General features: G+C 73.4%; 8 protein-coding genes and 1 pseudogene. 6 read left to right on the top strand and 3 right to left on the bottom strand.

What is annotated here, in order from left to right:
• Positions 1 to 205: 205 nt before the first annotated feature.
• The 5 genes from pelF to moeZ all read left to right on the top strand — a co-directional run bounded on the left by pelF (position 206) and on the right by moeZ (position 5,773).
• Positions 206 to 1,804 carry a GT4 family glycosyltransferase PelF gene (gene pelF / locus ACFYOB_RS34095; protein WP_388566814.1) on the top strand — a complete coding sequence of 533 codons (1,599 nt, stop codon included), beginning with the start codon at positions 206 to 208 and terminating at the stop codon, positions 1,802 to 1,804.
• Positions 1,801 to 2,781, top strand: a complete 981-nt coding sequence (locus ACFYOB_RS34090) for a hypothetical protein (protein WP_388566812.1) — start codon at positions 1,801 to 1,803, stop codon at positions 2,779 to 2,781. The genes pelF and ACFYOB_RS34090 overlap by 4 nt, the downstream gene beginning before the upstream one ends.
• Positions 2,778 to 3,788: an NAD-dependent epimerase/dehydratase gene (locus tag ACFYOB_RS34085; RefSeq protein WP_388566809.1), complete on the top strand. Its 1,011-nt coding sequence runs from the start codon at positions 2,778 to 2,780 to the stop codon at positions 3,786 to 3,788. Before ACFYOB_RS34090 ends, ACFYOB_RS34085 begins: the two co-directional genes overlap by 4 nt.
• Positions 3,776 to 4,531: a spherulation-specific family 4 protein gene (locus ACFYOB_RS34080; protein ID WP_388566806.1), complete on the top strand. Its 756-nt coding sequence runs from the start codon at positions 3,776 to 3,778 to the stop codon at positions 4,529 to 4,531. The genes ACFYOB_RS34085 and ACFYOB_RS34080 overlap by 13 nt, the downstream gene beginning before the upstream one ends.
• Positions 4,532 to 4,594: 63 nt before the next feature.
• Positions 4,595 to 5,773: an adenylyltransferase/sulfurtransferase MoeZ gene (moeZ, locus tag ACFYOB_RS34075; RefSeq protein WP_388566803.1), complete on the top strand. Its 1,179-nt coding sequence runs from the start codon at positions 4,595 to 4,597 to the stop codon at positions 5,771 to 5,773.
• Between the two features lie 152 nt (positions 5,774 to 5,925).
• Here the strand turns inward: moeZ and ACFYOB_RS34070 are convergent, their stop codons facing one another.
• From ACFYOB_RS34070 to ACFYOB_RS34060, 3 genes and pseudogenes are all read right to left on the bottom strand, one after another.
• Positions 5,926 to 7,533 carry an alpha/beta hydrolase gene (locus tag ACFYOB_RS34070; RefSeq protein ID WP_388566800.1) on the bottom strand — a complete coding sequence of 536 codons (1,608 nt, stop codon included), beginning with the start codon at positions 7,531 to 7,533 and terminating at the stop codon, positions 5,926 to 5,928.
• Between the two features lie 240 nt (positions 7,534 to 7,773).
• Positions 7,774 to 8,045, bottom strand: a pseudogene (locus ACFYOB_RS34065) (hypothetical protein); the annotation flags it as partial.
• A gap of 115 nt (positions 8,046 to 8,160) precedes the next feature.
• Complete coding sequence (locus ACFYOB_RS34060; protein WP_388566797.1) at positions 8,161 to 10,914, bottom strand: lysylphosphatidylglycerol synthase domain-containing protein; 2,754 nt, start codon at positions 10,912 to 10,914, stop codon at positions 8,161 to 8,163.
• Between the two features lie 158 nt (positions 10,915 to 11,072).
• Here ACFYOB_RS34060 and ACFYOB_RS34055 point away from each other — a divergent pair, with 158 nt between their 5' ends.
• Positions 11,073 to 11,432, top strand: a complete 360-nt coding sequence (locus ACFYOB_RS34055; RefSeq protein WP_388566795.1) for an MGMT family protein — start codon at positions 11,073 to 11,075, stop codon at positions 11,430 to 11,432.
• Positions 11,433 to 11,687 lie beyond the last annotated feature (255 nt).

Below are 11,687 nucleotides of genomic sequence, written 5' to 3'. Positions count from 1 at the left end.
CCGGGGCGCTCTCATCTTCGAACCCCCCCCACCGATCCGGCTCGCCCTCGCCCCACGCTAGTCATAATCACACCTCACCCCCCGGCGGCGGGGGCCCCGACGGACATCCGTCCGTCGCGCCTTCGGTATATCCGCTTGAGTTCTTCCGCGGCGGGTCGCCGGACCGACGACGACCGCCTGGAACGGGAGATCGGGGGTGCCACTCGTGCGGATCGGACTGCTCACGGAAGGTGGTTATCCGTATGCCACGGGAGAGGCGAGGCTGTGGTGCGACCGGCTCGTGCGCGGGCTCCCGCAGCACGAGTTCGAGCTCTACGCACTGAGCCGCAGCGCCGAGCAGGAACGCACCAGGGTCCCTCTGCCCGAGCACGTCACGCGTGTCCGGACCGCCCCGCTGTGGGCCCCGGCCGACGACGGGCGGACGTACAGCCGGCGTGAGCGCCGGCGCTTCGCGGACTGCTTCCGGAACCTGGTCCACGGGATCTGCGCCGGCGAGGCGCCGGCCTTCGAGGCCGGGCTCTACGGGCTCGCCGGGCTCGCCCGCGAGCAGGGCGGCCTGTACGCGGCGCTGCGCTCCGAGTCCGCGGTGCGGGCGGTGGAGTCCGCCTGCCGGGCACCGGGCGCGGGGCGCACCGTACAGGCGGCGCAGGTGCCGGACCTGCTGGAGTTCGTGGACGAACTGGAGCGCATGCTCCGGCCGTTGTCCCTCGACTGGTACGAGGAGCCGGGCAATCTCGGCGAGGTCGACATCTGCCATGCGGCCGCGGGCGGCGTGGCGGCCCTCCCCGGGCTCCTGGCCAAACGCTTCTTCGGGGTCCCCCTGCTGGTCACCGAGTACGGCGTCCAGCTGCGGGCCCACTACCTCGACCAGAGCCAGGAGGCCCGGCCCGCCGTACGGGCCCTGCTCGCGGCCTTCCACATCCGGCTGGCCGGGGAGATCTACGCCCAGGCCGACCTCCTGACCCCCGGGAACGCGCACGCCCGGCGCTGGCAGGAGCGGTGCGGGGCGCCGAGGGACCGGCTGCGGACCGTCTATCCCGGGATGGAGGCGGACCGATTCGCCACCGTCGGGGAGGACGTGGACTGCGGGGACCCGGAGACCCTGGTGTGGGCCGGCCGCATAGAGCCCGCCAAGGACCTCATCGCCCTGCTGCACGCCTTCGCGGAGGTCCGCAAGGCCGCGCCGGGAACCCGGCTGCGGATCTTCGCCACGGCCGTGGCCCCCGGCTACCTGGCCGACTGCCGGTCCCTGGCCGCGCAGTTGTTCCCCGACGAGGCCGCCGACGCCGTCACCGTCGGGGAGAACCCCGTCACCTTCGAGGAGATCGGCGGACCCGAGGCACCCTCCCCGGCCGAGGCCTACGGCGCCGGGCGCGTGGTCGTCCTGTCCTCCGTGATCGAGGGCTTCCCGATCACCCTGGCCGAGGCGATGTTCTGCGGCCGGGCCACCGTCTCCACCGACGTCGGCGCGGTCCGCGAGGTCATCGGCGGCACCGGGCTCGTCGTACCGCCGCGCAATCCGCGGGCCCTCGCCGACGCCTGCCTCTCGCTGCTGCGGGATCCCGAACGGGCACAGCGGCTCGGGGCGGCCGCCCGGGCGAGGGCCCTGGAACTCTTCACCGTCGAGCAGAACGTGGCCGCCTTCCAGGAGATCTACCTGCGGCTGCTCGCCCGCGGATCCGCCCGGCCGGACGGGGAGGTCCCCTTCGCCCGACCCCCGGAGGCGCGCGTGCCGGGGCACTGGACCAGCCCGACGTGGGCCGCGGCCCCGGCCGAAGTCCCGGCCTCGGAGGCCGCCGTATGACCACCGTCGACCCGCACGCCGTGGCGGGACACAGCAAGGGTGCGGCGCCGGCCGAAACCGCTCGGCGGCGAGGTGGCGGAGATCCCGTCAAGACGCTCCTGCACCGCCACCGCGACCTGTGCGAACGGGCCGTCGACCCGCTGGAGATCGCCGCCGGCCTGGAAGCCCACGGCATCACCGACCGGACCGCCGCGCGCTTCCGCCACCGGGACGTGTTCTCGCTCGCCGAGGAGCTGTACGCCCGGACCCCGCACGCCGCCGCACCCGCAGCCGCGCTCACCCCCGCCCCGGCCGGGCCGTCGGCGCTCCGGGGCCTCGGCCTCGCGCTGCTGCCCGGTGCCCTCGCGTTCGGCGCCACGGCCGCCGCACCCGCCTGGGCCGGGCCAGCCGCCGTGGCAGCGGCCGTCGCCGCCCTGGTGTGGCCCGGGCGGGCCGCCGGGGGCCGCTTCCCGTACGCCGCGCACCTGCTCGCCGCCCTCGCCGTCGGCTGGGGCGCGCACCGGCACGGCGCCGCCCTCGCCGTCGGCCTCGCCCTGGCCGTCGCCCCCGCCCACCTGGCCGCCACGGCGTTCGCCGTCGCGGCCAGGGCCCGCCTCGCCGGGAGCCGCGCCCTGGAGGACTTCGCCGACCGGGCCCGGCCGCTGCTCCTCGCGGCCGTCGCCCTGTTCACCGGGGCCGCCGCCGGAGCCGCCGCGCTCGCCGGAGCACCGCTCACGGCGGCCGTGCCGCTCGCCGTACTGCTGTTCCTGACCCGGCTCCTGCTCCGGCACGGAGCCCACCGCGGACCCGTGGCCGCCGCCCTGGCGCTCGCCCTGGTCCCGGTCCCCGCGGCGGCCCCCGCCGCCGCGGCGGGACTCCTCGTACACGCCGTCCTCGCGCTGTCCCGCGCATCCGCCCATGCGCGGCCCCATCCATCCACTCGCAAGGAGAAACAGAAGATGACCGGCCAGCCAACCGAACAAGGGGCCACGCGATGAGGGTGCTGCTGATCGGAGCCAACGGATACCTCGGCCGCTACGTCGCCGACCGGCTGCTCGCCGACCCCGCCGTCCAGCTCACCGCGCTCGGCCGCGGCGACGACGCCGACGTCCGTTTCGACCTCGCCACCGGCAGCCCCGGTGCGCTCACCCGCTTCCTCGACGCCGTCCACCCCGGCGTCGTCATCAACTGCGCCGGCGCCACCCGCGGCGGAGCCCGGGAGCTCACCCGGCACAACACCGTCGCCGTGGCCACCATCTGCGAGTCGCTGCGCCGCAGCGGCTGCGGGGCCCGCCTGGTCCAGCTGGGCTGCGCCGCCGAGTACGGGCCCAGCCAGCCCGGATCGTCCACGGCCGAGGACGCCGTGCCGAGACCCGGCGGACCGTACGGAGTCAGCAAACTGGCCGCCACCGAGCTGGTGCTGGGCTCCGGACTGGACGCCGTCGTGCTCCGGGTCTTCTCGCCCGTCGGTCCCGGCACCCCCGCCGGATCGCCCCTCGGCCGCCTCGCGGAGGCCATGCGCCGCGCGATGCAGTCCGGGGACGGCGAGCTCAAGCTCAGCGGGCTCGGCGTGCAGCGCGACTTCGTGGACGTACGGGACGTGGCGCGGGCCGTGCACGCCGCCTCCCTCTCGGCCGCGCAGGGCGTCGTCAACATCGGCACCGGCCGTGCGGTCCGGCTGCGCGACGCGGCCGCAGTCCTGGCCAGGGTCGCCGGTTACGGGGGCGCCCTGCACGAGCTGGACGTACCGCACGGCGGGCCGCAGCAGTCGCACGGGCACCCCGGCCGCCCGGCCGGACTCGCCACCATCGGGTCCCCCCGGTCCGAGGCGACGGCCGAGCAGCTCGCGGCAGCGGCCCCGCCGCCGTACCCGTACCCCGACGGCTGCGGGGCGTGGCAGCAGGCCGACGTCCGTACCGCCCGCGACCGGCTCGGCTGGCGGCCCAGGATCAACCTGGAGGAGTCGCTCGCGGACATCTGGATGGAGGCGGCGTGCCGTATCTGACCACCCCGCCCGGCGCCCCCGCGGCCGCCGCGACCGAGGCCGGCCGGCTCGGCCTCGGCATCCCCGGCTACGCGCACCCGCTCCTCGCGCCCGTCGAGTGGGCCGAGCTGACCCGCCCCGGCACCCCACTGCACTGGGCGGTGCTCAATGTCACGGACGGCCCGGGCGGGCGGCCCGACCCGCACTGCACGGAGGCGGCCGCGAAGCTGCGCGGCGCGGGCGGCGTGATCCTCGGCCATCTCGCGATGCGGGACGGCGAGCGGTCCTTCGGCGAGCTCGTCTCCGACGCCCACCGCTTCCGCGACTGGTACGGGGTCGGCGGTTTCTACCTCGCGCAGGCCCCGGCGGGCAAGGCCGAACTCGCCTCGGTGCGCCGGGTCGCGGACACCCTGCGCGGCCTCGGCGGGGACGTGCGGATCGTCCTCGGGCACGGCACGCACCCGTACGAGGGCTACGTGGAGGCCGCCGACCAGCTGGTGACCTTCTCCGGAACCTGGTCGGACTACCGCTGGTCGCAGGTGGCGGAGTGGACCGCGGACCACCCGGCGGAGCGGTTCTGCCACCTCGTCCACGGGGTGCCGCGCACGCACCTGGAGGAGGCGATGCGGATCGCCCGCTGGCAGGGCGCGGGCACGATCTGGTTCACGGACCGGCGCGGTGCGCGGGACCGGGATCCATGGGCTTCGATGCCCGCGTACTGGGACGAAATCGTCTCACGCATCGGGACAGGTGTCTTGGAATGAAGACGGGCGTGGCAGTGTTACGGGGAGAACCACCGTTAAGACGTAACCATCTACGGAGTCCCCGTGTCGCTGCCACCCCTGGTAGAGCCAGCTGCTGAGCTCACCGTTGACGAGGTCCGTCGGTACTCCCGCCACCTGATCATCCCGGATGTCGGGATGGACGGCCAGAAGCGCCTCAAGAACGCCAAGGTGCTGGCCGTGGGCGCGGGCGGCCTCGGCTCGCCCGCTCTCATGTACCTCGCCGCAGCCGGTGTCGGCACGCTGGGCATCGTGGAGTTCGACGAGGTCGACGAGTCGAACCTGCAGCGCCAGATCATCCACAGTCAGGCGGACATCGGCCGTTCCAAGGCCGAGTCGGCCCGCGACAGCGTGCTGGGCATCAACCCGTACGTGAACGTGGTCCTTCACGAAGAGCGGCTCGAAGCCGAGAACGTGATGGAGATCTTCAGCCAGTACGACCTCATCGTCGACGGCACGGACAACTTCGCCACGCGTTACCTGGTCAACGACGCCTGCGTGCTGCTGAACAAGCCGTACGTGTGGGGTTCGATCTACCGCTTCGACGGCCAGGCCTCGGTCTTCTGGTCCGAGCACGGCCCGTGCTACCGCTGCCTGTACCCGGAGCCCCCGCCGCCGGGCATGGTCCCGAGCTGCGCCGAGGGCGGCGTACTGGGCGTGCTCTGCGCGTCCATCGGGTCGATCCAGGTCACCGAGGCCATCAAGGTCCTCACTGGCGTGGGCGAGCCGCTGGTCGGCCGCCTGATGATCTACGACGCCCTGGAGATGCAGTACCGCCAGGTCAAGGTCCGCAAGGACCCCGACTGCGCGGTCTGCGGCCCGAACGCGACCGTCACCGAGCTCATCGACTACGAGGCCTTCTGCGGCGTCGTGTCGGAGGAGGCCCAGGAGGCGGCCGCCGGCTCGACGATCACTCCGGCGCAGCTCAAGGAGTGGATCGACGCGGACGAGAAGATCGAGATCATCGACGTCCGCGAGAAGAACGAGTACGAGATCGTCTCGATCCCCGGCGCGAAGCTGATCCCCAAGGGTGAGTTCCTGATGGGCACCGCCCTCCAGGACATGCCGCAGGACAAGCGCATCGTCTTGCACTGCAAGACGGGTGTCCGCAGTGCGGAAGTCCTCGCGGTCCTGAAGTCCGCCGGTTTCTCGGACGCGGTCCACGTCGGCGGCGGCGTGATCGGCTGGGTCCACCAGATCGAGCCCGACAAGCCGGTCTACTAGCCACGCCCCGAAGGGGCCGCACCCGCGAGGTCCGGGGTGCGGCCCCTTCGGCGTGTCCGGGGTGCGGGTGGCGGCCGACGGTCGATGGCTGGCGGGTGGCGGTCGGCGGCTGGCGGCTGGCGGGTGGCGGCGGGCGGCGGGCGGCCGGCGGGTCAGACGGGGGCGGCCCCGGTCGGCGGGGCGGTCGGCGGCACGGCCGGGGTCGCGCTCGGGGCCGCCCCCGCGGTGCAGACGGTGCCGGCCGCGGGGGTCTTCCCCTCCAGCAGGTACGCGTTCACCGCGTCCTGCACGCACATGTCGCCGCTGTTGTACGCACCGTGCCCCTGGCCCTTGTAGGTGAGTTCCACCCCGACGCCGGGGCCGAGCCGCTCGGCCATCTTGCGGGCGCCCTCGTACGGGGTGGCCGGGTCGCCGGTGTTGCCGATCACCAGGATCGGGGCGGCTCCCGGGGCGGAGACGTCCGGGGTCTCCCAGGCGCCCGCGACCGGCCAGTCGGTGCAGCTCATCATCGCCCAGCCGAGGAAGTCGCCGAAGACGGGCGAGGCCGAACGGAACGCCGCCAGCTTCGACTTGGTCTGCTCCAGGGAGTAACGGTCCTTGGAGTCGGCGCAGTTGATCGCGGTGTTGGCCGCGCCGATGTTGCTGTAATGCCCTTGCTGGTCACGGCCGTTGAGCGCGTCGGACAGGGCCATCAGCAGCTGTCCCTGCCCGCCGTCCGCCTCGTCGAGCCCCTGCTCCAGCAGCGGCCACAGCTCCTTGGAGTACAGGGCCTGCGCGATGCCGTTGGTCGCCGCGCTCTCGGTCAGCATCCGGTCGCCGACGCCCGGGATGGGGTGCGCGGCCAGGTCCTTCTGGAGCTTGATGACGCCGTCCTCGATCTCCTTGGCCGTGCTGCCCGGGAGCCTGCACTCGTCGCCGCGGTCCACGCAGTCCTGCGCGAAGTTGCCGAGGGCGAGCTGGAATCCCTTCGCCTGGGCCAGCGCCCCCTCCTCGGAGGTCTTGGTCGGGTCCACGACCGCGTCGAAGACGGCCCGGCCGACGTTCTTCGGGAAGAGGTGGGCGTAGACCCCGCCGAGCTCGGTCCCGTAGGAGATCCCGAAGTAGTGCAGCTTCTCGTCGCCGAGGGCCTGGCGGATCCGGTCCATGTCGCGGGCGGCGTCGGACGTGCTGACATGGGGCAGGATCTTGGCGGAGTTCTTCTGGCAGGCCCGCTGGTAGCCGCGGATGTTGTCGACGAAGTCCTTCTCCTCCTGCGGGGTGTCGGGGGAGGAGTCCTGCGCGTAGTACTCGTCCAGCTGCTTGTCGTCCTCGCAGCGGACGGGGACGCTGCGGCCCACCCCGCGGGGGTCGAAACTGACCAGGTCGTAGCGGGAGCGCAGGGCCTCGTACTCCTTGGCGGCGCCGGGGAGCGTGGTGATGCCGGAGCCGCCGGGGCCGCCGAAGTTGAAGACGAGGGAGCCGATGCGGTTCTTCTGGTCGCGGGCCTTGGCGCGGATCAGGCCGAGCGGGATGGTCTCACCCTCGGGCTTCGCGTAGTCGAGGGGCACGTCGAGGGTGGCGCACTGCCAGTCCTTGGGCGGGACCTGGCCGCCGCCCTCCAGCGGTGTGGGGGCGGGGCAGTCGCCCCACTTGAGGGGCTTGGCCGGCTTGGTGCCGTCGGCCTTCGGCTTCTCCTCCCCACTGTCGGAACAGCCGCCAGCCCCGGCCAGCACAACGGCGAGTGCGGCGGCCCCGGCAACCCGCAGAACGTTTCTCGACATGCCCCCATCCTGCGTGCCCCCCGCCCCACCCGCCCCCGCGCTGACCCGTTCGGGTCGGGACGCGGCTCAGCTCGGCAGACCGTCGCAGAAAGGGAGCACGCCAGGTCCCAAGTCGAAGCGGAACCTACGCCGCAGCCGGTCGTACTCCACCGGGACGCCGCACATGGGGCGAATGAAAGCCGCGTCGCTTGCTTCCGGTTGACGTGCCCTGTCGGCAGACGTCCCCAGCGAGCCCGGTGACGCCGTCGTGCCGTCTTCGGCGAGGAGGTGGGTGGGGGTCCCGATCAGGTCGGTGACGATGGCGAAGAAGCGGTCGTCGACCTCGTCCTGGTCGATGCGTTAGGTCTGGGTGAGGGGGTGGAGGCCGTCGTGGGTCAGGTCAGGGTGACGTGGCCGGTGGTCTGTTCGCAGAGGGTGGTGCCGTCCCACGTGAAGACGATTTCTTCCACCACTGTGCCGTCTTCCGACAGGCGCTGCTTGGCGGTGCGGCGGCCCAGCGGGTCGTACGTGTAGGAGACGCCGGAGCGACCGACCTCCGCCTCCCGCGCCCCGAGCAGGTGTGTGGGGGCGGCCGGGCAGCCGGGCGGGCGCAGCAGCTTCCGGAGATGCCCCTGCGCCGGCCGGAGGCTAGATGGCTTCCTTGCGGGTCAGGAAGTTGAACGAGAGCCAGCCCGGCAGCACCGGCAGCCAGAACGTCATCAAGCGGAACAGCAGCACCGCCGAGATGGCGACCTCCTTCTCCAGCCCCGCCGCGATCAGGCCCAGCGTCAGCGTGGTCTCCACCGCACCGATGCCGCCCGGCGTCGGCGCCGCCGATCCCAGCGCGTTGCCCGCCAGGAAGACCACCGCGATGCTCGCGTAGCTGATGGCCTGGCCGCCGCCGAACGCGCGGATCGACGCGTCCAGGCACATCACGAAGCAGCCCGTCAGCAGCAGCATCCCGCCGATGCCCGTCATCAGCTTCTGCGGCCGCTGGAGCACGTCCAGCATGCGCGGCACGACGCCCGCGAAAAGCGCCCGTACCCGCGTCGCCACGAACTTGCGCATGAACGGGACCGCCGTCACCACCAGCACCAGCACCGCCACCGTCAGCAGACCCGCGATGACCGTCCGGGACGGGGTCATCTCCGGGGTCTTCTCGGTGCCGGTCAGATAGCCGAACGACAGCAGCAGCAGGATGTGGCTGGCCAGCCCGAACAACTGCGAGGCGCCCACGCTCGCGACCGCGAGCCCCGGCCGGATCCCCGCCCGCTGGAGGAACCGCGTGTTCAGCGCGACGCCGCCCACCGCCGCCGGCGCCACCAGCTTCACGAAGGACCCGGCCACCTGCGCGAGCACGGTCCGCAGGAACGGCACCCGCTCGGGCACGAAGCCCAGCAGGCTCATCGCCGCCGCGAAGTAGCTCAGCGCCGAGAAGGCCAGCGCCGCCCCGACCCAGCCCCATTGCGCCTCGCCGACGATGGTCGCGAAGTCCACGTGCGCGAGCTGGGTCAGCAGGAAGTACGCGCCGAACGCGCCCGCGATGAACGACACCAGCGTGCGCGGCCGGATCCGTTCCAGCCGGGCCGGCTCCACCGGCGCCTGCGGGCGGATCAGCAGCACCTGCTGGCGGATCTGGCTGAGCAGGTCCTCCTCGCGGGCCCCGTCCAGGGCATCGTCCAGCGCCTTCTTCTCCGCCTTCCGGTCGGCGGCCGGGCTGCTCGCGGCGCCCGCCTCGCGCGCCGCCTTCGCCGCCCGCGAGGACTCCAGTACGGCTTCGCGCTGGCGCTGCGCCCGCTCCCGGGCCAGCCTGCGCAGCGTCGCCCGCGTCGAGCGGCTCAGCGCGATCGGCTGGAGCAGCGGCAGGCAGTCCGCCACCGCGTCCGGGCCGAGCACCGACACCGCCGAGGACACGGACCGCTCCGCGCCGACCCGCAGGCCGAGCGTGGTCAGCAGCTGCGCGATGTCCATCCGGAGCACCAGGTCGCCCGCGGCGATCTCGCCGCCCCGCAGGTCGGTGAGGATCACATTGCCGGAACGATCCACCACCAGGGCGTCCCCGGTCAGCCGCCGGTGTGCGATCCGCCGCGACTGCAGGGCCCGTACCTGCTCCCACGCGTTGCGGCACAGCTCGTCGGTGATCTCCTCGTCGGAGAGGGAGTCCAGGCTCCGGCCGCCCAGGTGCTCGTACACGAGCATCACGGCGTCCGGCCCGAGCTCGGAGGTGGCGATCAGCTTCGGCGCGTTCGCCCCGGCCGCGATGGCGGCGTACGCGAGCAGCGCCTCCTGCTCCAGTGCCTGGCGCAGCGACTGGAGGCTGCGCCCGGTGGTGATGCCGCGCAAGGTGAGCCTGCGCCAGACCCGGTAGAAGAACCCGTGGGCCTGCTGCTCCCGGTCCACCACGGTGACGTCGAGCGGCGGGCCGTCCTCCAGGGTGACGTGGTAGCGCCGGCCCCGGTCGTTCACCTCGGTGGCCTCGGGGCCGTCGGGCGTCTCCGCGCGCATCGCGCTGACCGGCTGGAAACCGACCCGGCGCAGTCCGGCGAGGAGGTGCTGCCCGGTGGGGCGCACGTTGGGCGAGCCGACGGCGTACAGGGTCCCGTACGCGACGCTCCAGCCGATCAGCACCGTCAGGATGATCGAGAAGGGGGTGGTGTAGCCGCTCACCAGCATCGTGAACGCGTCGAGCAGCAGGACCACCCACAGCGCCACGCGCCAGTGCGGCCGCCGGGTCATCCCCACGGCCGTCATGTACGCGATCACGGGCGCGAGGTAGCCGTGCACCGGATCGGTGAGCGCCCCGTCGGCGCCGGCGGGGCGGGTGAGGGCTTCCTGGATGGTGCCGGGGGCGGCCTGGGACACCCACAGGTCGGTGGCGAGGGTGACCCCGTGCGCGAGGACGGCGGCGAGCACGCCGTCGGCGATGCGCAGCCCGTCGCGCTTGATGAGCCGCTCGATGGCGAAGGCGACGGGCAGCAGGAGCACGGCGATGCTCGACACCAGCGCGGCGACCTTGACCAGCAGGTCCGGTGCCTGGCCGGTGCCCTTGTTGATGTCCTCCTCCAGGCCGACGGTGGTGCCGTGGGCGAAGGCGGCGATGGCGAGGACGACGGCGATGCCGAGGATGCCGACGAGGAGGCGTACGAGGTCGGACGGGCGGTGCACGCGGGCGGCGAGCAGCGGTTCGTCGACCTCGACCCGGTCGGCGGCCGTGGGGGTGTGCCCGTGCGGGCCCTCGGGACCGTCGGTGCCGGTGCCGGTGCCGGTGCCGGTGCCGGTGCCGGTGCCGGTTCCGTCGTCGCCGTCGTCGCCGGCAGCGCCGCCCGGAGCCCCGGGGCTCCGGTGGTCCGGGGCGTCCGGGCGCGCGTCGTCGTCCGGCGCCGCGCTGTCCGGAGGGCTCACACCCTGCTCCTTCGTCGTCACATCCGTCTCTTCTTGATCACGTATCACCAGTCACCGCCCGGAAGATGGTGGCACGGACCGACGGGCGAGCGGGGCATCAGGGTGCGCGCCGGTGCGGAAGCACACCTTCCGTCGCCGGACGCCCGACGTGCTGCACCATGGGCCGGATGAGCGACGAACTGCCCGCGTACGCGGAGCGCGTGCTGGCGCTGGCCGAGCGTATTCCGCCCGGCCGGGTGATGACGTACGGGGACGTGGCCGAGTGGCTCGACGAGGGAGGGCCGCGCCAAGTCGGGCGCGTCATGGCCCTGTACGGAGGCGCCGTGCCCTGGTGGCGCGTGGTGCGGGCGGACGGCGTACCGCTGCCGGGCAGCGAGCTGCGTGCCCTGGAGCACTACCGGGCTGAGGCCACGCCGCTGCGCCTGACGGCGGGCGGCGATCCGCGGCTGGACATGCGACGGGCGCGCTGGGACGGAGACGGCGGCGGGGACGGGGACCGCGACGAGGCTCACACCTGACAGCTTCGGCCATGCGCGGCCCGCGCGGGCGGTCGGGCGTCCGCGCGAAGGCCCGTCCGGGGGACGGAGACGGACTGCGCGGCGTCCGCCGGTTGCCGTAGCGTTGCCTCTTCGGCTCCGGCCGATGCCGTCCCGGCGGCACCCGAAAACCGCGCACCACCCGAAGACCCACCAGGACCGGCAGCTCACGTGATCACCTCTTCCTCCGACCGCACCGAACGGCGGCGTACGCGGACCCCTGACGCGTACCGCCTG

It is taken from the genome of Streptomyces sp. NPDC006463 (genome assembly GCF_042870715.1).
In the GTDB taxonomy this organism is placed as follows: Bacteria; Actinomycetota; Actinomycetes; order Streptomycetales; family Streptomycetaceae; genus Streptomyces.
Note: the sequence above shows the minus strand (reverse complement) of the source record. Positions and strands in the feature narration are given on the sequence as shown.

Excerpts from the sequence above, each read along its gene's own strand:
- ACFYOB_RS34055 (WP_388566795.1), top strand. The coding sequence starts at position 11,073 with ATGGGCCGGATGAGCGACGAACTGCCCGCGTACGCGGAGCGCGTGCTG.
- ACFYOB_RS34085 (WP_388566809.1), top strand. The coding sequence starts at position 2,778 with ATGAGGGTGCTGCTGATCGGAGCCAACGGATACCTCGGCCGCTACGTC.
- ACFYOB_RS34090 (WP_388566812.1), top strand. The coding sequence starts at position 1,801 with ATGACCACCGTCGACCCGCACGCCGTGGCGGGACACAGCAAGGGTGCG.
- ACFYOB_RS34070 (WP_388566800.1), bottom strand. The coding sequence starts at position 7,533 with ATGTCGAGAAACGTTCTGCGGGTTGCCGGGGCCGCCGCACTCGCCGTT.